The sequence below is a fragment of the Pseudorhizobium sp. NPDC055634 genome (genome assembly GCF_053618655.1).
In genome coordinates this window covers 155,642-179,442 of the sequence record NZ_JBSHHW010000002.1, presented here as the reverse complement: position 1 = coordinate 179,442, position 23,801 = coordinate 155,642, and the positions used below count along the sequence as shown (strand labels likewise).

Below are 23,801 nucleotides of genomic sequence, written 5' to 3'. Positions count from 1 at the left end.
GCGCGCCCGCCGGCTGCATTCGTCGCCGGTCACCAGCAAGCCAGTTGATCAGTATCCGGATTGAATGATGAAAAGCGATAGACGGGGCGGTTACGCCAGGGGGAACGGCATGGCAGGATGGCAAGCTGTCCTGCTGAGTTGCACGGCAATGGCGGCCATCATGGCCACGCCCGCAAGGGCCCAGGAGGCCGCGGACGCCGCCGGCGGAACGCAGCTCGAAACGATCGTCCTCGATGGGAGCGGCAACGGCGACGACGACGCCCGCACGATCGTCGCGCGGAAGGCCACCGGCGTCGGCAAGATGCCGGCCGAGGTCCTCGAGACGCCCGCCTCCGTCTCCGTCATCACGTCGAAGGAAATCGAGGAGCGCGGCGCGGCCACCATCGAGCAGGTCGTCCAGTACACGGCCGGCGTCGTGACCGACTTTTACGGCTCGGATGACCGTTACGACTATTTCGACATCCGCGGCTTCACGCCCTACACCTACCGCGATGGCCTTCCCATCGGCCGGACTTTCGGGGCGGCCCGGGAAGAGCCCTATGCCTTCGAGCGGATCGAGGTCCTGAAGGGCGCCAGTTCGGCGGGCTTCGGCGCGGCGGAACCCGGCGGCTCCGTCAACTATGTCACGAAGCTTCCGAAGACCGAACGCTTCGGCGAGGTCTATGGCACGGTAGGCTCCTTCGCGCACCGGGAAGCCGGCTTCGATTTCGGCGACAACATCACCGAGGATGATACGCTCTCCTACCGCCTGACCGGCATCTACCAGGACGCCGACGCGGAATACGACTACTCCCGTGACGACAAGCGGTTCATCATGGGTGGCCTGACATGGCGCCCTACCGACATGACCAGCCTGTCCTTCGTCTACGACCATCTGAATGCGGACGGCGTTCCCGGCAGCGGTGGCCACCCCTTGGGGACCGACTTCGATCGGGACCGGTTCTTCGGCGAGCCGGACTATTATTTCCGGACGATCAACCGCAACACCTACAGCATGATGTTCGATCATGACTTCGGCAACGGCCTGAGCTTCGGCTCCAATGCAAGGTACATGAAAGCCGCCGATGGCTTCGGCAGTGCCTACCTGTCGAAGACCCGGACCGACGGTTCGAACGTGGCTGAGCGCTATTATTTCGGCAGCGACAAGTCGAGCGAGCAGTTCGTCATCGATGCCAACCTGCTGTACGAAACCAGCTTCGACAACATCGAAAGCCGGACCCTGGCGGGCGTCGACTACAACAACTTCAACGCCCAGACCTACGGCCTCTACATCGCGAGCGCCCCGACCATCAACTGGCGCAATCCCGTCTATTCCGGAGGTCCGGCCTCGACCGCGCCGACGTCCGGTACACGCAACGGCCAGACCACTAAGGCAATCTACCTTCAGCAGGACCTGGTGTTCTTCGACAGGCTGACGGCGAGCCTCGGCCTGCGCAACGACTGGCTCGACCTGCGCGAAGTCAACCTCTTCACCGGCAGCGTCAAGGCGGATGACTATAGCGAGTTCACCACGCGTTTCGGCCTGAGCTACCTGCTGACCGACGAACTGGCGGCCTACGCGAGCTATGCTGAATCGGTTGCACCTCCGGGCGTCGGCAACGAGCCGACGACGGGCAAGCAGTACGAGGTCGGCCTCAAGTACCAGCCGGAGGCGTTCCCGGCGTTGTTCACCGCTTCGCTCTATGACCTCACCAAGGGCAACATCACCGTCTTCGACAGCGTGACCTATCTGCCCCAGACGGTCGAGGAAGTGCGGCATCGCGGCATCGAACTCGAGGCCAAGGCGGAAATCACCGACAATATCAGCCTGATTGCCGCCTATACCTACATCAACTCCGACATCAAGGAGACCGGCGGCTCGAATGACGGCAACCGCCTGATGCGGGTCCCCGAGCATATGGCGTCCATCTGGGGCAGCTACACGCTGCCGGGCGACGGCGTTCGGGGCGACATGACGTTCGGACTGGGCGCGCGCTACATCGACGCCTATTTCACCAACATCACCAACACGATCGCTTCCGAAAGCGCCGTGGTCTTCGATGCCGCGTTCACGTACCAGATCGCGGAAAATACGACGTTCCAGCTCAATGCCAGCAACATCTTCGACGAGAAGCATCGCGCAAGCGAGGATAGCGGCGGCGTCTACTATAACCCGGGCCGCGCGATCTACGCGACGCTCCGCCAGACCTGGTAAGGTAGCAATTCCCGTCCGGATCGTCCGGGCGGGAAATCTAGCGGAGCCGCTGCAGGCGGCGCCAGGATGCGGGCGTATCGCCGGCGACCTGGCGGAAGGCCTTGGTGAGATGCGCCTGGTCCGCGAAGCCGAGCTGCAGGGCGATATCGGCAACCGTCAGGTCCGTTTCCGTCAGCAGTTTTTGCGCAAGCTCTATCCGCCGCCCGCGCTGCCACTGCTGCGGCGTCCTGCCGGTCGTCTGCTTGAAGACATGGGTGAACCAGCTTTCCGACAACCCCACCGTCCTGGCCATTTCCGAAACACTGAGCCGACCGTCCGCGCGCGCATCGAAACGGGCGTTAAGCTTGTTCAGCTGCGCCTGCGTCAGCCGGCCGTCGGCAGGCGTCCTTTCGTCTGCGGGAAGATCGAGCATCGCCGTGGCGATGCTGCCGACAAGGCTTTCGCCATAGGCCGCGTGCCGGCTGGGCGCCGAAAGCTCCTTGACCAGGAGGCCGGCCAGGGTCTCGATCGGCCCGACATCCTCGATCTCCACCGGTCGGCGCAGGATCGTTCGTGCGGCAGAGCCGCCCACGGCCGGCGCGATGAAGCGCAGAAGCCGGTCGTTGTGTAGATGGATGTCCAGATGCGAGAAACGATGCGACGAGGTGAAGGCCGTCCAGAGCGGAACGCCTGCGGGGACATAGATCGCCCGCGTCATCGGCCGCCCGTCCCGCGCGATGCCCCCCTCGCGGTTCGTCATCCGGATATGTGGCGACACTTCGTTGAAGAAGATGACAATCCGGGGATCGGGCGAGAGGTAATAGGCCTTGGCGCCGCAAATGCCTTCCGCGTCCCAGTATACGCCGACCATACCCTCGAAGCCTCTCCACTGGGCCGGCACGAGGGGGCGTATACCCTCCGTATAGCAGGTCATCGAGTGTCGGTAGGTCAAGTTCCGCTTCCTGAAAACGTCGCGACGCCATGTCGGGAACCATAAAGTCCTGCCGCAGCCACACAGTCTCTTGCGGCATCCGGCCCCTGTTCATGATCCTGAACGATGGTGTCTTAACATGACTACTATCATCATCTTTGTCCATGCCCGCCGGATTCTCTGCCGAGAAGGCATGGCGGAAAAGAACGGCTTGGCGTCGGGCCGGAAAAGGGTGATGCTCGGAAGCCTGTAGGACGGATGTCGTCGCGGGAAGAGGCCTGCGACGACGATACCGGGTGAGCCTTACCTCTTTTGGTGCGTGCAAGGGTGGAGACAAGATGGAACTGAAGGACGAAATCCGCATCGAGGCGCCGAAGCACGAGATCTACGCCGCGCTCAACGATCCGGACGTGCTGAAGGCAGCCATCCCGGGCTGTCAGCAGCTCGACAAGCTCTCCGACAACGAACTGGAGGCGAAGGTGACCTTGAAGATCGGTCCCGTGAAGGCGACCTTCGGCGGCAAGGTCACGCTCGATACAACGGGCGCTCCGGACCGCTTCTCGCTCGTGGGCGAAGGCAATGGCGGCGTTGCAGGTTTTGCGAAAGGCGGTGCCGATGTCGAGCTGGCGGCCGACGGCGACGCCACCATCCTGCGCTACGTGGCCAAGGCCGATGTGGGCGGCAAGCTCGCCATGCTGGGGAGCCGGCTGATCGACAGCACCGCGCAGAAGCTCGCCGGCCAGTTCTTCGAGAACTTCTCGCAAAAGGTGACGCCGAACCAGGAAGCGGGCTGATCACCGTCCATCTTCCGCTTCTTCTTCGGACGTGGCCCGGTACCAACAAGGGGGTGCCGGCAGCGCGAACGTATCTCCGCACGTCGACGGTCTCCCGATGATCCGGGACCCTGCAAACCTTTAGTTCAGGGGATGAATTTGCGCAGTTCAGAACCGGCTTCACGCCAGGCGGCGGCCCCGCGGGCCGTCATCTACACTGCATAATTGAACCGACAATGTCAGTTCCTGAGTGGGAAATGGTGCCCAGAAGAGGACTCGAACCTCCACACCCTTGCGAGTACCAGCACCTGAAGCTGGCGCGTCTACCAATTCCGCCATCTGGGCGACGGAGAGCCATGTACGGGGGTGGCCGCCGGCTGTCAACCGGGTTTTTGAACTTTGCAGGTCGGGACCGAAAAAAAGACCTGCGGCCTTTCCAGGATGCCTCCTACAGGCTGTCGCCCGAAGGGGAAGAGCGGTCCAGATGGCCAAGGTCCCGCTCCGGTTCGATCACGTCGCGAACCCTCTGCTTGAGTTCCTTCGGCCCGGGAAAGCCGCCATCGCGCTTGCGTTCCCAGATGAGCTGGTCGTCGACGCGGATCTCGAAATTGCCGCCGGTACCAGGGATCAGCGCCACTTCGCCAAGACTGTCCGAAAACGTCTGCAACAGTTCCTGGGCCATCCAGCCGGCTCGCAGCAGCCAGTTGCACTGCGTGCAGTAGAGGATGGTAACGCGCGGCTTGTTCATGGGTCTTCTCTTCCTTCGACAGGCTATCGTGACGGACACGACTATGGCCCGGAAGGAGGAGAAATGCCATCGCGCCAGACCATCGGAGGCGCCCTAACGAAGCGTGGGAGAGAATGCGAGAAGCCCCCCGCGAGATGCGGAGGGCCTCCGTAGAGATCGGCTCGATTGGGTCTTGGAACTACTAGTGCGGAAGCGGATCGTTGCGAACTGTGCCCGTGCCCTGGTCCAGACCCTGGTCCAAGCCTTGGCCCGGGCCCTTGTCCATGCCCCTGTCGACCCCTCGGGCCTCCTCGGCGATGCGCTCCCGCGCCACGTCGTGGACATCCGAGGCGACGGCCGCGGCCTTCCCGTATAGGTCCGACGCGACCGCTTCGGCCTTATCCAGCGCGTCGGCGGCCTTCGTCGATAACTGGTTGCGCACGCCTTCGGCCATTTCACCCATGGCCTCGTCCTCGCGGCGGGTATGGGGAAGGGCGGCGCCGATGGCCGCGCCGAGAGCGAAGGCCAGAGCCCCGCCGATCAGCGGCTGGTCGCGGAAATGCCGCGCGATGCTCTCGTTGAGTTCGCCCGCATAATCGCGCACATGGTCGCCTGCGGACAGGGCACCGTCACCGACGGCCCGCGCGCCGCTCATCACCGAATGACCGGCCTTGCCGGCCGTCGAGCTCAGCCTGCCCCAGGTCTTGGCCGCCCAGCCGGAGGCCTCGTCGAAGAGACGGCCCGTCTCGTCGCGGATGTCGTGTATCTGCTGGCCGGTCGCGTCGGCAAAGCCGCGATAGGTCTTCCCGGCCTCGTCCATGAAATGGCCGGCGCGGCGGCCGCTTTCGTCGGTCAGTGCCCGGAACCTGCTCCCGGCTTCATCGGTGAAGTGGCTGTAGCGGCCTCCACCGTTTCCCTGGGCCGGCCCCACCCGCCGGACGCTGCCGGTGACGGGTGCGAGCGGGTGCTCGACCTCGTCCTCCCCATGTGCGACCGCGACGCGGCTGCCGCGCGGATTGGCCATGAGCCAGGCCATGCTGACGCCCATCAGGGCGACGGGGATCGGGTTCGTCTTCATGGCATTGCCGAGATTGGCGGCATATTCGCCGCCACCGCTGGCTTTCGCGTAGGAAAGGGCCTCGTCCAGAAGCTGGCCTGGCGACATCTTCGCTTGGATCGCGTCCATGCGCTCCTCGATGCGGCGGCGATCCTCTTCGATCTCCCGCTCGAGCTGTTCGGCCCTGATGGTGTCGGTCGTGGACATCAGACGCGCTCCTTGATCATCTGGGCATCGCGTCGAATGGACGACGAGGTGCGGTCAAGCTTCAGGTTTTCGCCCCGCAACGTCGACAGGCCGCGGTGGATCATCGCCCAGGCGATGAGCGCAACGACGACGCCGACAATGACCGATGCCAGCGCGTCGGCGCTCGCCTCGGTCATGCCCCGCGCCATCAGGAACGCCGCGAGCCCCTTGACGAGGGCCGCGAGAAGAACGCCGACGGCTGCAACGGCGAATACCAGCCCCGCGGCGAAGGCTTCGACGCCGGTCAGCGCCTGGGACATCTTTTCCGACGCCTCGGTCTTGGCGAGCGTGATCTCCTTCCGGAAAAGCCCGGTTATGTCGGAAACCAGTCCACTGACGAGTTCGGATAGGGGGCGGTTTTCCATATTGTTAGCCATTGTGATTTCCTTCCCGGTAGCCCGCCGGATAACCGGCGCCCGTCGGGGGCGTTGTCGCTTGCGCGGCGGGCGCGCTGGTGGACGAGGAGGTGAATGTGGAGGCAGACGCGGTGGCCGTGCTGCCGCCGGCCCGGGTGATGCCGTCCGACTTCGCCGAAGCCCGCGGACGGCGGTCGGCCGAGGCGGTGAGGAAGCGGCTCGCGGCGAAGCCCGCCAGTGCCGCGATGCCGAGGAATGCACCTGGCTGCCTGCGGCCGAAATCCTCCGCCATGGCGGCAACCTCGCCGAGATCCTTGCCCTTCAGATCATCCGCGAACCGCTGCAGGCTCTCGCCGATCTGGCGCGCATAGCGGCCCACTTCCCTCTGATCGCCCTGTTCCAGTTCGCTGCCGACGCGCTCGATTGCGCTCGCAATGCCGCTGACGCGGGTGGCGGCGAAATCCTTCTGCTCGCCGGCCGCCTCGCGGGCCTGCTGGCCGGCCCGGCTGATCTGTTCCTGTGCGGTCGTCTTCACTGCCTGCCAGTCCTCGGCGGCTTTCTCCTTGAGGCTGCCACCTGCTTCTCCCGCCGCAGCGGAGGCCGGGAGTGGTGGTTGCGCGACCTGTCCGGAGGGCTGGCCGGGGGACGGGTCGCGGGCGGGATTTCCGCCGCTTGGGTAGGTGGAGCCAGGCTGGAAGCCCTCTCCCCGGGTCGTGTCTCGTTCTGTCATTGAACTCTCCCAGAATCTGAACGGGATCGGTATGACGACATCGGCTGATGCGATCAGGCACCGAACCGGCGCAACCGTCTAAAGTTCCTGGACTGCCATAGGCGCCGCCGCTCCCGCCCGCGGTGAAGCTCGGCGTTAAGATTGGATTCAACCTTTGGCGGTAATCTTCTGTTAGCTTTGCCCTTCGCGCATCGAGGTGTCGCGAGCGGCTCCCTTCGATCCCTGTTTTGCGTACGTGGGTGCCAATGCGTCGTTCCGCCATCTCCGTCTTTGCCATGATCGCGTTCGTCCTGTCGGGCTGCACGTCGGCCTCGGGACCCGAGAGCCTCGTGGCCGGAATTCCCTCCCGGGAGGTGACGAGTTCCGTCACGCCGGCGGCCCCGGTTCCCGCCGCGACGGTTGGAACGCCAAGGCCCCTCGCCTGGGCCGAGGCGGATGCCGCGGATCCGGCGGTCGCGGCCATGACCACCACGGTGGGGATGCCGACGCCCTCGTCCCGTCCCGTTGCCATGATGCTGCCGGACAATCCGGCGGGTGCCGGACCCGTGACCCGCGCCCGGGTCTACAGCCAGCAGTTCCGGGATGCCAAGCCCATCAACTTCGGCAAGGTCCAGCCGCAGCACTATGCCGTCCACGGCGTCGACGTCTCCCGCTGGCAGGGGGAGATCGACTGGCCGAAGCTGAGGACGCAGGGCGCGAACTTCGCCTATATCAAGGCGACGGATGGCGGCGACCATCTCGACCCGATGTTCAAGACCAACTGGCGGCGGGCCAAGGAGGCCGGGATCCGCCGCGGCGCCTACCACTTCTTCTACTGGTGCCGGCGCGCCAGCGAACAGGCCGACTGGTTCATCCGCAACGTTCCGCGCGATCCCGACGCCCTGCCGCCGGTCATCGATGTGGAATGGAACGGCGATTCCGCCTGCAAGCGCCGTCCCTCCCGCGCCGACGTCCTGGAAAAGATGCAGGTCTTCATGGACAAGCTTGAGCGGCACTACGGCCAGCGGCCGGTCATCTACACGGCCCCGGACTTCTACAAGGACAACCTCGTCGGCGCCTTCGAGAACTATCCGTTCTGGCTGCGTGCCGTCGCCCAGCACCCCTCAAAGGTCTATCCCGGCCGCAAGTTCGTCTTCTGGCAGTATTCCGGCTCCGGTCTGTCGCAGGGCGTCGACGGCAAGATCGACCTCAACGTCTTCAACGGCTCGGTGGAAGGCTGGCACAACTGGGTCGAGGCGCGGACGATGAGCGCCCGCAACTAAGGAAACCGGCCTCTTCCTATGCCGGGTGGTGGCGGCGCTTTCGCGCCTCTGCATGCCCACACGGAACAAATTTCCGTGACTCTCCGTTTCAATGGCAGGTTAAACGGAGGAAAGAACCCATGACCTATGATCCGAATGACAACCGTCCGGACCTGCGGGACCGCCGCCCGGACCTCGTGAATAACAACATCGATGCCCGCCGCGGAGCCTCCTGGGTGCCGTGGGTCGCGGTTCTCGCTGTCCTGCTGATCGGCGTCTTCATCTGGGGCAACATGGGCGGCGAGCCCGGCACCGACCCGGCCACCACGTCCTCGACCGCCACTCCGGAAGCCAGCGACACGGCACCGGCGCCGATCGCGCCTGCACCCGGCGGCGCCACCAACAACGCCACTCCGGCTCCGGCCACTCCGCCGGCGGCTGGCGGTACCACCAACGGCGGCTGATCGCACCGGGACCGATCCCACGCCTTCCGAACCGTCCGCCATCCAATGGCGGGCGGTTTTTTTGTGTGCTCTAGGATCGAAAATCTCGCGCGTCCCGCTCATCCCCATCCTCCCTGTCAATCGTTCGCAGGCGGGGTCAAGTTGGGGGCAAGAAATGCTTTAGCGGATGAAGCAGATCGGAAACAAGATGACGGCGCCTGTCCGATATATGAGAGGTGACTAAATAGAGGGTTGCTAAAACCACTATCTTTTACTGGTAAAAATTCGCCGAACCATTTCTGGGTAACCTGTTGATTCGTCTATGGGGGGCGAATAGGGCAGCCGGGGGCAGGGTTGAACAAGACACGGATAGCGATGTTGGCGTCCGTTGCGGTCGTCGCGACGGTACAGGCGCCGAAGGGTCATGCGACCGACCTGACGATCAGGAATGGCGAGACAATAAACGTGACCCAGACCCTTGCCGGGTCGGAGGACAGCCTCACCGTCGAGAGTGGCGGTAGCCTTGCCACGGGGTCGACGGCGATCGTCGTGAACGGTGCGAACTCCACCGTCGACAACCGCGGCTCCGTTTCGGCCAGCAACATGTCCGCCTACGGCCTGCAGTCGAGCGCTGCCCGTACCCTTTTCACGAATTCCGGAAACCTCAGCACCACGGGCGAGTGTGCCTATGGCGTATACGCCACGGGGACCCATTTCACCCTGATCAACGATGGCACGATCTCGACGAGCGCCGACAACAATTCTTGGGGCGTCCATGTGAACGCCAGCGATGCGACGATCGTCAACAACCGGACGATCGACACCAGGGGCGTCGACGCGGACGGGATCAACGTTTGGGGCGCGAATGCCAATATAACCAATCACGGGACGCTGTCGACGAGCGGCAACAGTGCCATCGGCGTGTATGTCTGGCATACGACGGGTGTCGACAGCCGAAACGTGCTGACCAATACCGGCACCATCCGGGCGACCGGCGACGGCGCACAGGGGATCTGGGCCAACGCGCGCGGAATGACCGTGGTCAACAGCGGTACGATCGCAAGCCGGGATGCAGAAGCCATCTACATGGGCCAGGCGGACCAGACGCTAACCCTGCTGCAGGGGTCGGTCATCGAGGGGGTGGTCCGGTTTGACCAGACGGAATCGGCCACCCTCAATATCGCACGCGGACTGGATGCCTCGCTGACGCTCAACGGCGTCCCCGGGACGATCGATACGAACGGGCAGCCCTACGTCATCAGCGACAATGTTCTTACCGTGGTTGCAGCCGAGCCGATAACCGCGGGCGCGACGACGACCGCGGCGACGAGCGCGGCAGTCTCCAACGCCGTCGGCCGTCACGTTGCGGGGCGTCGCCAGGGCGCGAAAGGAAGCGGATTTGTGCCGCTCGCCTATGCGCCGACGCCCGCGACCCCGTTCTTCCCGGACTTCGCGCCCAGCTATGACCATGGTGCGTGGACGAGTGCCTATGGATCCTTTTCCGTGCCGCTCGAAAGTGAGGGGCTGCGCGTGAATCAGGGCGGCGTTCTCTTCGGCCTCGATACCCGCTTCGACGACGGAACCATCGCCGGCGTTTTTGCCGGCTTCGGCTATGGCAGTGCTTTCCAGGACAACGGGGCGACCGTGGACACCGCGACGGTACTCGGCGGCGGCTACGGGACATTCGATCTAGGAGCAGGTTTCGTGGAGGCGACCGCGACCTTCGGGGCGACCTTCAACGACAGTAGTAGGCGGATCGTGAACAACTCCGTCGCGGGAGGCGTCGAACGGGCAAGCGGAGATTTATAACGGCGCCTTTTTCAGCCCCGCCGTGACCTTCGGGGTGGATAGCGAACTGGCAAATATGCGTATCACGCCCAGCATGACGCTCTCCTATGCTGGTATCTACCAGGAGGGCTACACGGAGACCGGCTCGAACGCCAACCTGACCATCGGATCGCAGTATACGAACGTGGTGACGGCACGGGGCGAGATCGAACTGGGGTCCCTCCGGTTCGACGATGCACCGGATGGCTGGATCGGGAATGTCAGGCTCGGCGCCGAAGGCACGTGGCTCGACGGAGACGACGTAAAGGGTGCCGTGCTCGGCACGGCCCTGACGATCGACGGGACTTCGTCCCTCCAGGGGCGAGGCTTCGTGGGCGCCGACTTCGGGTTCAAGCAGGGCCGCTACGAATTCTCCGCCAAGACGGAGGTCGGCTATACGTCGAGCGGCACACTGACCGTGGATGTCACCAGCGGAATTCGGGTGGCTTTCTGAACCGGCCAAAGGCTGCATGAGGACCGTTCATCGGCCTCATGCAGCAACGCGTTATCGAAACAATTCGCGAAGAAGCGGAACCGGTTCCGTCTCCTCACTCGTCTCCCATCTTCAGCGCCGCGATGAACGCTTCCTGCGGGATTTCGACCTTGCCGAACTGGCGCATGCGCTTCTTGCCTTCCTTCTGCTTGTCGAGGAGCTTGCGCTTGCGGGTGGCGTCGCCGCCGTAGCACTTCGCGGTCACGTCCTTGCGAAGCGCGCGGACGGTCTCGCGGGCGATCACCTTGCCGCCGATGGCGGCCTGGATCGGGATCTGGAACATGTGCGGCGGGATGAGTTCCTTGAGCTTCTCGCACATGCCGCGACCGCGACGGTCGGCGGCGGAGCGGTGGACGAGCATGGAAAGCGCGTCGACCGGATCTCCGTTGACAAGGATCGACATCTTTACGAGGTCGCCGGCGCGGTAGTCGACGATGTTGTAGTCGAAGGAGGCGTAGCCCTTGGAGATCGACTTCAGCCGGTCGTAGAAGTCGAAGACCACTTCGTTGAGCGGCAGCTCGTAGGTGATCATCGCCCGGTTGCCGACATAGGTGAGTTCGGTCTGGATGCCGCGCCGGTCCTGGCAGAGCTTCAGGATGCCGCCGAGATACTCGTCCGGCGTCATGATTGTCGCCTTGATCCACGGCTCGCGGATCTCCTGGATCTTGACCACGTCCGGCATGTCGGCCGGGTTGTGCAGCTCCTTCTCCGTGCCGTCCGTCAGCGTCATCTGGTAGACGACGGACGGTGCCGTGGCGACGAGGTCGAGGTTGAACTCGCGCTCCAGCCGCTCCTGGATGATCTCGAGGTGCAGGAGGCCGAGGAAGCCGCAGCGGAAGCCGAAGCCGAGGGCTGCGGAGGATTCCATCTCGAACGAGAAGGACGCGTCGTTGAGGCGGAGCTTGCCCATGGCGGCGCGCAGGTCCTCGAAATCGGCCGCGTCGACCGGGAAGAGGCCGCAGAACACCACGGGCTGGGCCGGCTTGAAGCCGGGGAGCGCCTTTTCGGTCGGGCGCCGGTCGTCGGTGATCGTATCGCCGACGCGCGTATCGGCCACTTCCTTGATGGAGGCGGTGATGACGCCGATCTCGCCCGGACCGAGCGAATCCACCTGCAGCATCTTCGGGGTCAGCACGCCGACGCGCTCGACGCCGTAACGAGCACCGGTGCCCATCATGCGAATTTGCTGGCCCTTGGTGAGAACGCCGTCGATGACGCGCACGAGAACCATGACGCCGAGATAGGTGTCGTACCAGGAATCGACGAGGAGCGCCTTGAGGGGAGCCTTCTCGCCGCCTTCGCTCTTCGGCGGGGGAAGCTTGTGGACGATGGCTTCAAGGACGTCCGGAATGCCGAGACCCGTCTTGGCGGAGATCATCACGGCGTCCGAGGCATCGATACCTATCACCTCCTCGATCTGTTCCTTGATGCGGTCGGGCTCGGCCGCCGGCAGGTCGATCTTGTTGAGGACGGTGACGATCTCGTGGTCGTTGTCGATCGCCTGGTAGACGTTGGCGAGCGTCTGGGCTTCGACGCCCTGCGACGCGTCGACGACCAGCAGCGAACCCTCGCAGGCCGACAGCGACCGGGAGACCTCATAGGCGAAATCGACGTGGCCGGGCGTGTCGATGAGGTTCAGGACATAGGTGTCGCCGTCCTTGGCCTTGTAGTGCAGGCGCACGGTCTGCGCCTTGATGGTGATGCCGCGCTCCCGCTCGATATCCATGGAATCGAGCACCTGTTCCGACATCTCCCGCTCGGCAAGGCCGCCGCAGGTCTGGATCAGCCGGTCGGCAAGGGTCGACTTGCCGTGGTCGATATGGGCCACGATGGAGAAGTTGCGGATATGGTCGAGGGGCGTGCGATCGGTGCTCATGGTCCGCGCATATAGCAGCGGTCAAGGGCGCCGCATAGCCGGTAGTGGCCGGCATTTGCGACAAATGCGCGCCTTTTAGCCGGCAAACTGTTCCGGCCAGTCACGCCGGGTGGCCACCTGGCCCTCGGTGCGGAGCAGCGCGACGCCGGAAAGGTCAATGTCGACGAGGAGCCAGGAGCTTTCCTCCACCGTGTCGGACAGGCTTTCCGCAAGGACACCGGACGGCGGCATGCCGTAGTCGGGCGGAACGTAGAGCGCTGCCCGACCGCGGTTCTCGTCCATCGCCGGCGACCAGGCGGCCGTGCCGGCGGTGGGGGAGGAAAGCACGGCATACTGGTTTTCCAGCGCCCGCGCCTGCGCGCCGATGCGCACGCGATAGGCGCCGGCAAGCGTGTCCGTACAGGAGGGGGCGAGCACCAGTTCGACCCCGAGTTCAGCAAGGCGCCGTCCGAGCATCGGGAACTCGTTATCGTAGCAGATCAGGATACCGAGGATGCCGAGCGGGGTCTCGAAGGCGCGCAGCCCGTCGGTGCCGGCGGCAATTCCCCATTGCTCCCGCTCGAAGCGCGTCATGATCTGCTTGTCCTGGTGACCGATCAGCCCGTCCGGCCCGAAAAGCCAGGCGCGGTTGCGGTACTGTCCGTCATCGTCGACGACGGGAGCCGAGCCCGGCTGGAAATGGACGCGGTAGCGCCGCGCGAGCGTCTCGCAGAGCTCCAGCCATTGCGGGATGATCGGCTGGATACCGGCGATCGATCCGTGAAGGTCAGAGCGGGCGGCCGCGTCCAGCTGGCCGGCGAGCACCATGCCGGCATATTCGGGCATGAGCAACAGTTGCGCGCCCTGGTCGGCAGCCTGTTCCACGAGACGCGTCAGGTGTCGGGCATAGTCGTCGAAGCTCTCGATAAGCTCGATGGCATACTGGCAGGCGGCAAGCTTGATCATGCGGCGTGATCCTTGATCCAGAAGGAAAGGGGTTTCGGGCTTTCGCGTGCCTCGTCGAGGTCGCGCCACGTGAACGTGGTGCGAAGTTCCGGGTGATGGCGGTATCCGCGCTTTTCCCAGAAGGCGTCGAGCGCCGCGTAGCCGGCGGGCCGGCGCGGGTGGTCGGCCGGGCGCTCGACGGCGCAGAAGGTCGTGTGGAGCAGACCGAGGCGGCGGGCCTGGCGCTCCCGCTCCGCGAAGAAGGAAAGGCCGATGCCGCGGCCGCGATAGGCCCGCAGGAGCACGCTTTCGCCGAAGTAGAAATATTCGGCCGGGTCGCGACCGGCGGCAAGGAACGGCGCTTTTACCTCGTCGGTCTCGGCCGCCATCGGCGTTCCGGTCGATGCGCCGACAACCTTCCCGTCGTCGATTGCCAGGACGAAGATCGAGCCTCGCGAGCCGGCATAGGTGGAGAGATAGCGTTCCTCATAGGCAGGATCGCCGTCATAGAGGTAGGGGAATTCGCGGAAGACGGCGATGCGCAACCGCGCCACGTCGGCAAAGCGGGCCGTGGCCTCGGTGCCTGAAAAGGTTTTTATTTCTAGTGTCATAGATTATGTTCAGCCGGTTGCGAAGCGGTTATACCGTCGCGCGCCAACCATTCCAAGCCTATGCCAGACCGGGGACCCAGCATGACCGCCATCGACACCGTCCGCGCCTATTACGATGCCTTCAACGCGCAGGACATGGAGCGCTTTCTGGCGCTGCTGACAGACGACGTCGTGCACGACATCAACCAGGGCGAACGGCAGGAGGGCAAGGATGCCTTCGCGAGCTTCATGGCACACATGAACCGCTGCTACCGCGAGAAGCTGACGGACATGGGGGTGATGGAGAGCGCGGACGGCCGCCGCGCCGCTGCCGAATTCATCGTCAACGGCGAGTATCTCGCGACCGACGAGGGACTGCCCGAGGCGAAGGGCCAGACATACCGGCTGCCGGCCGGAGCCTTCTTCGACATCCGCGACGGCAAGGTCGCGCGGGTGACCAACTATTACAACCTAAACGACTGGATTGCGCAGGTCGGCGGATAATCGCCGGGATTGCGCCACTCTTTGCCGGCGCACGCCAACTTGCAGCCGCAATCTTGACGGATAGCCGCCATAGCAGGGCGATCCGTCCTGCTGATGCTCCGAAGGGACACGGGGTCGAAAAGGATCGGGGACGCTGAGCAGGCAAAAGGGACAACGGGCGGGTCCGTTCCTCGCGGGAGGGGTCGTGCTGCTCCTGTCGCTCGGGGCGGCGGGCGTGATGGAGCGCATGCGCGTCCAGCAGGACACCCATGACCTTGGCATGCTCGCCGAGCGGATCGGCGGACGCGTCGAGGCCCAGACCTCCCTTCTCTTCTTCCTGCGCTCCTTCCTGGTTGCAAACGACTACAGGGTGAATGTCTCCGAAGTCCGCCGCTTCCTCGATCTCGGCGACCAGGAGGACCTCACCGGCGGCATGCAGGGCGTCGGGATTGCGCTCTTCCAGCCGGCGGGCGACACGTCGGCTGCGCTCGACATCCTGCGCTCCTCCTATGGCGGCGACCAGCGGATCTGGCCGGAAACGGACCAGCCTTACCGGTTCCCGATCGTCGTCCTCGAGCCGTCGGACGACCGCAACCGGGCGGCTTACGGCTACGACATGTATTCCGAGCCGGTCCGCCGGGAAGCCATGGACAAGGCCTGGCGTTCCGGAAAGGTTGCCGCGACAGGGCCGGTGGAACTGGTGCAGGAGATCACCCGGGAGAAGCAGACGGGCTTTCTCATCTACCTCCCGGTGCCGTCTGCCGACGGAAAATCCATGCATAGCATGGTCTACGCCCCCTACCGCGCCGGGGACCTCATGAAGACGGCGCTGTCCGTGCCGACCGATCTCGGCGTGGAGGCAAGGCTTGTCGACGCCAAGACCGGCATCGTCATGCTGGAGCCGGAGCACCCCGTCGACTGGCAGGGGCGCTTTCCGGTCACGGTGGCCGACCGAGAATGGGTGATCGACCTCGCCTTCCGGGACAGGGGCGGCCTGTTCACGCGGGCTTCGTTCATCACCCTGCTGGTTGGCGGTGTCGTCGCTCTCCTGCTCCAGCGCCTCCTCCAGCAGCGTGAGCAGCGGATCGCCGCAGAGCGCGAGGCTGCCCGGGAAGCGCGGCAGGCGGCGGAACAGCGCGGCCTTCTCCTCGACGAAAGCAAGCACAGGCTCAAGAATGCAATTGCCCGCATCGCCGGCATTGCCCGGCTCACGGCGCGGCAGGCGGAGACGAAGGAAGAGTTCCTGTCAGCCCTGGAACGGCAGCTCCAGGCCCTCGCAGCCGCTCAGGACCTGCTCAATCCGTCTCTCGACGGACAGGTCGATCTCGAGGCGCTGCTGAAGGCGGAACTGGCGTCGGTGGGTGGAAGCGTCGACGCGTTGACCATCGAGGGCCCGTTGCTGGTCCTCGCCTCCGGTGAAGCGCAGGCGCTCGGACTGGTCCTGCATGAACTTCTGACGAATGCGCTGAAATACGGGGCGCTCGCCCAGGCCGGAGGCAGGCTCGACGTACGCTGGAGCGCCGGCGAGCGCGCCCGCATCGAATGGGTCGAACACGCCAGGACGGCGATAGAGGCAGGGGCCAGCGGCTTCGGCACAAGGCTGATAGAGACGCTGGTAAAGCGCCAACTGGGCGGCACGCTCTCGCGCAGCATCGAGGAAGGGCGCTACCGGCTGGTCATCGAATGGCCGTTGAAGGGGGCAGGGGGCTAGCGGCCCTCAGGTCCAGGCGAGTGCGGCACCGACAAGGGCCGTGGCCAGCACCACGATCCATGGCGGGGTTTTCCACACCACCAGAAGCAGGAATGCAGCCAGCGCAAGCGCGGCGTCGTAGGTGCTGAGGATGGCGCTCGTGGCCACCGGGCTACAGAGGGTCGCCGCAAGAATGCCGACCACCGCGGCATTTGCACCGCGCATGGCAGCCTGTGCCGATGACTGGCGGCGGAAGCGGTCCCAGAAGGGCAAGACGCCCAGGAGCAGAAGGAAGCCCGGCAGGAAGATCGCCACAAGCGCGATCGTCGCACCCCATAGGCCGTTGGGTTCGGGTCCAACCATCGCTCCGAGATAGGCGGCGAAGGTGAAGAGCGGCCCGGGTACAGACTGGGCCGCGCCGTAACCCGCGACGAAGGCATCCCGGGTCACCCATCCCGGCGCGACCACCTCCGCCTCCAGAAGCGGCAGGACGACGTGGCCGCCACCGAAAACCAGCGCTCCGGCCCGGTAGAACGCGTCGAACAGCGAGATGCCCTGGAGGCCGGTAACGGCAGACAGGACCGGGAGGCCAAGAAGCAGCAGGACGAAAAGCGCAAGGCAGATGCCGCCGACCGGGCGGGGCAGACGGAAGGAGTGCCGCAGAGACTCCATAACCGTGTCGCCGCAGCAGAGAAAAAGTCCCGCCAGCCCGCCGGCGATGATTGCAGCGACCTGGCCCGCGGAGCCGGAAAGGAGCGTAACGGCAAGGCCTGCCGCCAGGGCGATGCCGATCCGCTGCCCGTCCGGCGTCAGGCTCCTTGCCATCCCCCAGACAGCCTGGGCGACGACGGCGACCGCCACCAGCTTCAGCCCATGCAGGACGCCCTCCCATGCCGGACCCCCGAATGTGTCCGCAGCGAGCGCGAACGCCACGAGGAGGATGGTGGAGGGCAGGGTGAAAGCGGCCCACGCCGCCAGGGCGCCAAGCGCCCCGCCCCGCAGCAGGCCGATCCCGAACCCGACCTGGCTCGACGTCGGGCCGGGCAGGAACTGGCAGAGCGCCACCAGATCGGCATAGCCGGCGTCATCGATCCACCTGCGACGCCGGACGAGTTCGTCGCGGAAATAGCCGAGATGGGCAACCGGCCCGCCGAAGGAGGTGAGGCCAAGCTTCAGGAAGGCGCGGAAGACCTCGCCGGCGCTGCCGGGCGGTACGGCCATCGCATCGCGGTCAAGGGAGAAGGGTTCGGTCGGTGGCGGCACGAGCTTCGTCAAGATGATGTCCCGGCCTCCCGCCGCGTTCGGAGAAAAGGCTAATCGTAGGCAAGCAATGTGACAAGCCGACAAGGGATCCGGAGGGTTTAATCGTTCCCCGGTGCTTGAACTTGGTCCCGCAAGCGGGTCTACCATCGGGGATAGAAGTCAAAGCAAAGGCGCGCCATGCCCTCGATCCCGTCCTTCGCCACAGGCATTCATCATGTCACGCTCATCACCCGCCGGGTGCAGGAGAATGTCGATTTCTACCTCGGCTTCCTGGGGCTCCACCTCGTCAAGCGCACAGGCGGCTTCGAGGATGCAGAGCAACTGCATCTCTTCTACGGAAATGCGCATGCGGAGCCGGGAACCCTTGTCACCTTCCTCGTCTGGGAGGACGGGGCGCAGGGACGCGTGGGCAACGGACAGGTATCCGAGATCGCCTTTTCGGTTCCCCAGAACACGCTCGGCGAATGGCTGACGAGGGCGATCACCCATCGGGTGCCTGTGGAAGGTCCACTGCACGAGTTCGGCGAGACGGTGCTGCGCCTGAAAGACCCGGACGGCATTATCGTCAAGCTCGTCGCGAACGGGAAAGCGACCGCCGATACCGCGTCCGACGGGCTTGCGGTGGAGCGCCTGCGCGCCGTCACCCTCCTGACCGAGACGCAGGAAGAAACCACGGCATTTCTCCAACGCTTCGGATATCGCCCGGGCCCGGTTTTCGGTGTACTGCAGCGGATGCTCTCCGGCACCGATGCTGTCGATGTACGTGACGCGACCGGCTATGTCCCCGGAATTCCCGGAACCGGAACGGCCGACCACGTTGCCTTCCGGGCACCCGACGTGGCGGCGATCGAGGCGGCAGAAACGGAACTGTCGAGACGCAATTCGTCGACGACCAGTTTTCACGACCGGAAATACTTCACCTCGCTCTATGTCCGCGAGCCGGGCGGTACGTTGATCGAATATGCGACGGACGGTCCGGGGTTCACGATAGACGAGGCTCCGGGACACCTTGGCGAAACGCTGTTCGTGCCGCCGGGCGAGCAGGACCGCGAGCGGGACCTGAAGGTTCTGCTGCCGCAGTTCTCCCTCCCGGGCGAGCCGCGCATGCCGCGCCGGCACCTGCCCTTCGTGCACCGGTTCCATGTGCCCGAGGCACCGGGCGAGGAGACCCTCATGCTTCTCCACGGCAGCGGTGGTAACGAGGCGGCCCTGATGCCGTTCGCGCACCGGATCGCGCCGGATGCCACGCTTCTCGGCCTGCGCGGCCGTGCCTCCGAGGAGGGCTTTCCGCGCTGGTTCCGGCGCCTACCGGCGGGTCGCTTCGACCAGCAGGATATCCGCGACGAGGCCGACGCCTTCGCCGCCTTCCTTGATGGCGCGTTGGAGGGCTACAGGCTTGATCCCGAGCGGCTGGTCTTCCTTGGCCAGTCGAACGGCGCCAACTTCCTGGCCGCCACCATGGCGCTTCACCCCGGGCTCATCCGGCGCGCCATTCTCCTGCGGCCGATGCTGGTGCTCGACGATCCGCCGCCCGCAGACCTGGCGGGGACCGATCTCCTGATGGTGAGCGGTGCCCAGGATCTCGCACTGCCATCCGCAAGACGGCTGGAAAGCTGGTTGAAGGAGAGCGGGGCGATGCTCACGAGCCACGTCATCGACGCCGGCCACACCCTTGCCGACGAGGATATTTCATTGAGCCGCGAGTGGCTGCAAACCCGAACCTGGTAGTGAAGCACGGGCTTGACTCCATCATAAGAGAAATCCATTCTTGGATGATGGACGCGGTTCCGGTAGATAAATCGATCGCCGAGCGGGTGCGGGCCCTGCGGGCAGAGCATGGGCTGACCCTCGACGAACTCGCAGAGCGCTCCGGCGTCAGCCGGGCGATGATCTCCCGTATCGAGCGGGCGGAGGCAAGCCCGACCGCGGCCCTGCTTGCCCGGCTCTGCGAAGCGCTCGGGATTACACTCTCCAGCTTCTTTGCGGACGTGACGGAAGCCTCCTCGCCCCTTCGGCGGCGGGACGAGCAGCGGCTCTGGCGCGACCCGCACACGGGCTACGTGCGGCGGTCCGTTTCGCCGCCGGGCATGCCGAGCCGGGTGGATATCGTCGCGGTGGAATTTCCGCCGGGCGCACGGGTGAGCTTTCCGCCCCGCCCCGAAAGTCGCTCGATGACCCAGCATGTCTGGTTGCTGGAGGGCGAGTTGCAGATGAAGATCGCAGGGACGGTCCATCGCCTGCAGGCAGGCGACTGCCTGTTCATGGATCTCGGCGATGCCTTCGACTTCTACAATCCGGGTAAGGGCGCTGCGAAATACGCGGTCATCCTTGACCGGGGACGATGAACCACAGGGAGGGCGAGAACGATGACGACCATCCATATTGCCGATGCCGTGACGGCACGCGCAACCATACCGTCGCTTTGCGACGTCCTCTCCGACTGCGTCCAGGGCGGGGCCTCGCTCGGATTCATGCTGCCCTTCGAGCCGAAGGACGCGGGCGGATACTGGGCGCAGGTCGCGGACGAGGTCGAGGGCGGCCGGACGATCCTGGCAATCGCCGAGACGGAAGGAAAGGTGGTCGGGACGGTGCAGGTCGGGCTGGCGACCAAGCCGAACCAGCCGCATCGGGGCGACCTGATGAAGCTGCTCGTCCACCGCTCGGCCCGCGGTCGCGGCCTGTCGCGCCTCCTGATGGACGCAGTCGAGGCGGAGGCGGCAAGGCGTGGCCGCACCCTCCTGGTACTGGACACGGCCGCCGGCAGCGAGGCCGAGAGCATCTATCCGCGCTTCGGCTGGCAGCGCGTAGGCACCATCCCGGACTATGCGATGTGGCCGCAGGGCGGCCTTTGCGGCACGACGCTTTTTTACAAGCGCATCGGCAATGGTGGAGGCGGCGCCCCGTTGCCCTGAGGCCCGAAAACTCGGAACATCATCCGGCGACCGGGGTTGAGTAGAGGTCACCAACCCGAAAGACGGAGACGAAGAATGACGAAGACGAACGTGAAGGAAGCCATCAAGCGCGCCCAGCAGCAGGTGGAGAACACCAGCGCGGGCGGCCATCTGGGCGGCACCTATTACGGTCAGGAGCCGGACGGAAAGACCTCGTCGGGCAATGCCAACGTCGGCCGCAACCGGCCGAATACCGGCGCCGCCTAGACGGCGCCACGACGAGTTCGAGCCCCGCCTCTGCGGGGCTCATTCGTAGATCTCGGGGATGTCGAACGAGGGTCAGTCGCGCTGTTACCGAACGGCGGCGGCATTCAGGTCCTTGGCGAGATAGACGCGGGCGACGGAGGGACCTTCCTCCATGGTCGTGGCGAGAAGGCCGCCGCCGACGATCACGAAGAGCATGAAGAGGACAGCGGTACCGAGGCCGCTCTTGGCCTGGCGCGGGGGGTGGTGGTATGCCATTGGAATATTCTCCGGTGCGGTTGCACAGAACGGATGAGTGCCTCTGGCGTTCCCGGAAATTTCAACGAATGGTAGCGTGCTCCATAAAAAAAGCCCCGCACCGGGCGGGGCTTTTAGGCGACGAGGCCGAACGGGTCCGTGAGGCTCAGAGCACGCCGTTGCGCTGCTGGATCATCATGAACGTGTCGAAGCTGTATTCCGCCACCTGCGCCCAGAGATAGGCGTCCTTCTTGAACGCCAGCTGGCTATCGTAAAGCGTCTTGAAGGCCGGGCTCTTTTCAGAAAGCTCCGCATAGGTTTCCATGGCGGCCTTGTAGCAGGCTTCCATCACCTCCTGGCTGAACGGCTTCAGGATGGCGCCTTCGGCAACCAGCTGCTTGAGGGCTGCAGCGTTCTTGGCGTCGTAGTTGGCAAGCATGTTGTTGTTTGCCGAAGCGCAGGCGTTCTTGAGGATCTGCTGATAGCTTTTCGGCAGGCCGTTCCACTTCTCCAGGTTGAAGAACGCGTGCATGGCCGGACCGCCTTCCCACCAAGCGGGATAATAGTAGTACCGCGCCACCTTGTGGAAGCCGAGCTTGAGGTCGTCATAGGGACCGACGAATTCCGTCGCATCGATCGTGCCCTTTTCCAGCGCCGGATAGACGTCGCCGCCGGCGATCTGCTGCGGCGTCACGCCGACCTTCGACAGGACCTGGCCGGCAAGGCCGGCGATCCGCATCTTGAGGCCCTTGAGATCCTCGACCGTGTTGATCTCCTTGCGGAACCATCCGCCCATCTGGGTGCCGCTGTTGCCGGCGGGCAGCGCGTAGAGGTTGCGCGGCGCGAGGAACTCGTTGATCAGGTCGGTGCCGCCCGTCTCGAACCAGGCATTGGTCATGCGGGCGTTCAGGCCGAAGGGGATGGCGGTGCCGAGCGCGAAGGCCGGATCCTGGCCGATGTAGTAGTAGGAGCAGGTATGGGCCATCTCCACCGTGCCGCTTGCAACGGCATCAGCGGCCTGGAGGCCCGGAACGATCTCGCCGGCGGCCAGGACCTGGATGGTGAAACGGCCGTCGGTCGCGGTGCTGACGCTGTCGGCGATCTCGTTGGCGGCACCGAAGATGATGTCGAGGTTCTTCGGGAATGACGAAGTGAGCCGCCATGTGATCTGCGGCTGCTCCTGGGCGATGGCCGGCGCGGCGAGCGTGGCGGCCGTTGCGGCGCCTGCGCCGGCTGTTGCAGCCTGCCTCAAGAATCTTCTGCGGTTCATTGGAGTTCTCCTGGTGACGAATTTTGGCGGCTTTTCCCAGCACTTGATGGCCGGAACAGGGCAATGGCAGCGGGAATCCGGGTTTCGCGGCGGCGTCGGTGGTCAGGTCGTGCGGAGAGCCCGTCGCCGGGCTCTCCTTTGTCGCGACGTAATTAGAGCGCGCCGTTGCGCTGCTGGATCATCATGAAGGTGTCATAGCTGTATTCGGCGATCTGGGCCCACAGATAGGCGTCCTTCTTGAAGGCCTGCTGGCTGTCGTAGATCTTCTTGAAGGCCGGATTGGCGGCCGAGATCTCGGCATAGGTTTCCTGTGCCGCCTTGTAGCTGGCTTCGAGGATTTCCTGGCTGAACGGGCGCAGGACGGCGCCGGAAGCGACCAGTTCCTTCAGGGCGATCGGGTTGCGGGCATCGTAGCGCTCCAGCATGCTGGCGCTGCCGGCGGCGCAGGCATCCTGCAGGATGCGCTTGTAGTTTTCCGGCAGGCTGTTCCACTTGTCCAGGTTGACGAAGGCGTGGACGGCCGGACCGCCTTCCCACCATGCCGGATAGTAGTAGTACTTGGCGACCTTCTGGAAGCCGAGCTTCTGGTCGTCATAGGGGCCGACGAATTCGGTCGCGTCGATCGTGCCCTTTTCGAGCGCCGCATAGACATCGCCGCCGGCGATCTGCTGCGGCGTGACGCCGACCTTGCTCATTACCTGGCCGGTGAGGCCGGCAATGCGCATCTTGAGGCCCTTGAGATCCTCGATCGTATTGATTTCCTTGCGGAACCAGCCGCCCATCTGGGCGCCGGTATTCCCGAGCAGGATGGAGTGGATGTTATAGCCGGCCAGGAACTCGTTGAGCAGCTCGTTGCCGCCTCCCTGGTTGAACCAGGCATTGGTCTGGCGTGCATTGAGGCCGAAGGGAACGGCGGTGCCGAGCGCGAAAGTCGGGTCCTTGCCGACATAGTAGTAGGCGCAGGTATGGGCCATCTCGACCGTGCCGGACGTGACGGCGTCCGCGGCCTGCAGCGCGGGAACGATCTCGCCGCCGGCGAAATGCTGGATCACGAAATTGCCGTCCGATGCTTCACGGACATGATTGGCGACGATCTCGGCGGCGCCGAAGAGGATGTCGAGGCCCTTGGTGAAGGATGATGTCATCCGCCAGGTGATCTTGGGATTTTCCTGGGCGATTGCCGGGGAGGCAAGGGCTGCCGCCGAGCCGGCGACAATGCCGGCCGTGCCGGCCTGGCGGATGAAGTTTCTGCGGTTCATTGAGCATGCCTTTCCTGTAGCTGGCGCGGCTGGAGCCGCAGCTAATGTCTTCTACGG

24 protein-coding genes and 1 tRNA gene are annotated in these 23,801 nt (G+C 64.7%); 12 read left to right on the top strand and 13 right to left on the bottom strand.

Going from position 1 to position 23,801, the window contains the following annotated elements; genetic code table 11:
• Window positions 1-67: 67 nt before the first annotated feature.
• Window positions 68-2,194, top strand: coding sequence for a TonB-dependent siderophore receptor (locus ACWGPT_RS03920; protein ID WP_452604274.1), 2,127 nt, complete (start codon window positions 68-70; stop codon window positions 2,192-2,194).
• A 37-nt stretch (window positions 2,195-2,231) separates the two neighbouring features.
• Here the strand turns inward: ACWGPT_RS03920 and ACWGPT_RS03915 are convergent, their stop codons facing one another.
• Entirely contained in the window at window positions 2,232-3,125 is an 894-nt protein-coding gene (locus tag ACWGPT_RS03915; RefSeq protein WP_452604273.1) for a helix-turn-helix domain-containing protein, read from the bottom strand.
• Window positions 3,126-3,442: 317 nt separating this feature from the next.
• Between ACWGPT_RS03915 and ACWGPT_RS03910 the strand changes: the two genes are divergently transcribed.
• Entirely contained in the window at window positions 3,443-3,898 is a 456-nt protein-coding gene (locus ACWGPT_RS03910) for a CoxG family protein (protein ID WP_452604272.1), read from the top strand.
• Between the two features lie 237 nt (window positions 3,899-4,135).
• Here the strand turns inward: ACWGPT_RS03910 and ACWGPT_RS03905 are convergent.
• The 5 genes from ACWGPT_RS03905 to ACWGPT_RS03885 all read right to left on the bottom strand — a co-directional run bounded on the left by ACWGPT_RS03905 (window position 4,136) and on the right by ACWGPT_RS03885 (window position 6,993).
• Window positions 4,136-4,222, bottom strand: a tRNA-Leu gene (locus ACWGPT_RS03905).
• A 103-nt stretch (window positions 4,223-4,325) separates the two neighbouring features.
• A complete protein-coding gene (locus ACWGPT_RS03900) occupies window positions 4,326-4,625 on the bottom strand; it encodes a SelT/SelW/SelH family protein (RefSeq protein WP_452604271.1) in 300 nt (99 codons plus the stop codon).
• A 181-nt stretch (window positions 4,626-4,806) separates the two neighbouring features.
• Complete coding sequence (locus ACWGPT_RS03895) at window positions 4,807-5,868, bottom strand: DUF3618 domain-containing protein (protein ID WP_452604270.1); 1,062 nt, start codon at window positions 5,866-5,868, stop codon at window positions 4,807-4,809.
• Window positions 5,868-6,284 carry a phage holin family protein gene (locus ACWGPT_RS03890; RefSeq protein ID WP_452604269.1) on the bottom strand — a complete coding sequence of 139 codons (417 nt, stop codon included), beginning with the start codon at window positions 6,282-6,284 and terminating at the stop codon, window positions 5,868-5,870. The genes ACWGPT_RS03895 and ACWGPT_RS03890 overlap by 1 nt, the downstream gene beginning before the upstream one ends.
• Window positions 6,277-6,993, bottom strand: coding sequence for a nutrient deprivation-induced protein (locus ACWGPT_RS03885; protein WP_452604268.1), 717 nt, complete (start codon window positions 6,991-6,993; stop codon window positions 6,277-6,279). The genes ACWGPT_RS03890 and ACWGPT_RS03885 overlap by 8 nt, the downstream gene beginning before the upstream one ends.
• A gap of 245 nt (window positions 6,994-7,238) precedes the next feature.
• Between ACWGPT_RS03885 and ACWGPT_RS03880 the strand changes: the two genes are divergently transcribed.
• The 4 genes from ACWGPT_RS03880 to ACWGPT_RS03865 all read left to right on the top strand — a co-directional run bounded on the left by ACWGPT_RS03880 (window position 7,239) and on the right by ACWGPT_RS03865 (window position 10,958).
• Entirely contained in the window at window positions 7,239-8,255 is a 1,017-nt protein-coding gene (locus tag ACWGPT_RS03880) for a glycoside hydrolase family 25 protein (RefSeq protein WP_452604267.1), read from the top strand.
• Window positions 8,256-8,374: 119 nt separating this feature from the next.
• A complete protein-coding gene (locus ACWGPT_RS03875; RefSeq protein ID WP_452604266.1) occupies window positions 8,375-8,698 on the top strand; it encodes a hypothetical protein in 324 nt (107 codons plus the stop codon).
• Window positions 8,699-9,052: 354 nt separating this feature from the next.
• Window positions 9,053-10,486, top strand: a complete 1,434-nt coding sequence (locus ACWGPT_RS03870) for an autotransporter domain-containing protein (RefSeq protein WP_452604265.1) — start codon at window positions 9,053-9,055, stop codon at window positions 10,484-10,486.
• Window positions 10,487-10,508: 22 nt separating this feature from the next.
• On the top strand, window positions 10,509-10,958 hold the full coding sequence (locus tag ACWGPT_RS03865; RefSeq protein WP_452604264.1) for an autotransporter domain-containing protein: 450 nt from the start codon (window positions 10,509-10,511) through the stop codon (window positions 10,956-10,958).
• Between the two features lie 94 nt (window positions 10,959-11,052).
• Here the strand turns inward: ACWGPT_RS03865 and lepA are convergent, their stop codons facing one another.
• The 3 genes from lepA to ACWGPT_RS03850 form a co-directional block, all read right to left on the bottom strand.
• On the bottom strand, window positions 11,053-12,873 hold the full coding sequence (lepA, locus tag ACWGPT_RS03860; RefSeq protein WP_452604263.1) for a translation elongation factor 4: 1,821 nt from the start codon (window positions 12,871-12,873) through the stop codon (window positions 11,053-11,055).
• 75 nt (window positions 12,874-12,948) lie between these two features.
• Window positions 12,949-13,818, bottom strand: coding sequence for a carbon-nitrogen hydrolase family protein (locus ACWGPT_RS03855; RefSeq protein WP_452604262.1), 870 nt, complete (start codon window positions 13,816-13,818; stop codon window positions 12,949-12,951).
• The gene (locus tag ACWGPT_RS03850; protein ID WP_452604261.1) at window positions 13,815-14,408 is read right to left on the bottom strand and encodes a GNAT family N-acetyltransferase; all 594 of its coding nucleotides are present in this window, start codon (window positions 14,406-14,408) and stop codon (window positions 13,815-13,817) included. The genes ACWGPT_RS03855 and ACWGPT_RS03850 overlap by 4 nt, the downstream gene beginning before the upstream one ends.
• Window positions 14,409-14,489: 81 nt before the next feature.
• Between ACWGPT_RS03850 and ACWGPT_RS03845 the strand changes: the two genes are divergently transcribed.
• Entirely contained in the window at window positions 14,490-14,891 is a 402-nt protein-coding gene (locus tag ACWGPT_RS03845) for a ketosteroid isomerase-related protein (RefSeq protein WP_452604260.1), read from the top strand.
• Window positions 14,892-15,075: 184 nt separating this feature from the next.
• A complete protein-coding gene (locus ACWGPT_RS03840) occupies window positions 15,076-16,581 on the top strand; it encodes a CHASE domain-containing protein (protein ID WP_452604259.1) in 1,506 nt (501 codons plus the stop codon).
• Window positions 16,582-16,587: 6 nt separating this feature from the next.
• On the opposite strand, the gene chrA is transcribed toward ACWGPT_RS03840, so the two are convergent.
• Window positions 16,588-17,781, bottom strand: coding sequence for a chromate efflux transporter (gene chrA / locus ACWGPT_RS03835; RefSeq protein WP_452604516.1), 1,194 nt, complete (start codon window positions 17,779-17,781; stop codon window positions 16,588-16,590).
• Between the two features lie 219 nt (window positions 17,782-18,000).
• Between chrA and ACWGPT_RS03830 the strand changes: the two genes are divergently transcribed.
• The 4 genes from ACWGPT_RS03830 (at window position 18,001) to ACWGPT_RS03815 (ending at window position 20,981) form a co-directional block, all read left to right on the top strand.
• Window positions 18,001-19,551, top strand: a complete 1,551-nt coding sequence (locus ACWGPT_RS03830; RefSeq protein ID WP_452604258.1) for a VOC family protein — start codon at window positions 18,001-18,003, stop codon at window positions 19,549-19,551.
• A 44-nt stretch (window positions 19,552-19,595) separates the two neighbouring features.
• A complete protein-coding gene (locus ACWGPT_RS03825) occupies window positions 19,596-20,168 on the top strand; it encodes a helix-turn-helix domain-containing protein (RefSeq protein ID WP_452604257.1) in 573 nt (190 codons plus the stop codon).
• A 21-nt stretch (window positions 20,169-20,189) separates the two neighbouring features.
• Window positions 20,190-20,735 carry an N-acetyltransferase family protein gene (locus tag ACWGPT_RS03820; RefSeq protein WP_452604256.1) on the top strand — a complete coding sequence of 182 codons (546 nt, stop codon included), beginning with the start codon at window positions 20,190-20,192 and terminating at the stop codon, window positions 20,733-20,735.
• A 75-nt stretch (window positions 20,736-20,810) separates the two neighbouring features.
• Window positions 20,811-20,981, top strand: coding sequence for a hypothetical protein (locus ACWGPT_RS03815; RefSeq protein ID WP_452604255.1), 171 nt, complete (start codon window positions 20,811-20,813; stop codon window positions 20,979-20,981).
• A gap of 84 nt (window positions 20,982-21,065) precedes the next feature.
• On the opposite strand, the gene ACWGPT_RS03810 is transcribed toward ACWGPT_RS03815, so the two are convergent.
• From ACWGPT_RS03810 to ACWGPT_RS03800, 3 genes are all read right to left on the bottom strand, one after another.
• Window positions 21,066-21,236 carry a hypothetical protein gene (locus ACWGPT_RS03810; protein WP_452604254.1) on the bottom strand — a complete coding sequence of 57 codons (171 nt, stop codon included), beginning with the start codon at window positions 21,234-21,236 and terminating at the stop codon, window positions 21,066-21,068.
• Window positions 21,237-21,381: 145 nt separating this feature from the next.
• The gene (locus tag ACWGPT_RS03805; protein WP_452604253.1) at window positions 21,382-22,485 is read right to left on the bottom strand and encodes a TRAP transporter substrate-binding protein; all 1,104 of its coding nucleotides are present in this window, start codon (window positions 22,483-22,485) and stop codon (window positions 21,382-21,384) included.
• Between the two features lie 152 nt (window positions 22,486-22,637).
• A complete protein-coding gene (locus ACWGPT_RS03800) occupies window positions 22,638-23,744 on the bottom strand; it encodes a TRAP transporter substrate-binding protein (protein WP_452604252.1) in 1,107 nt (368 codons plus the stop codon).
• Window positions 23,745-23,801 lie beyond the last annotated feature (57 nt).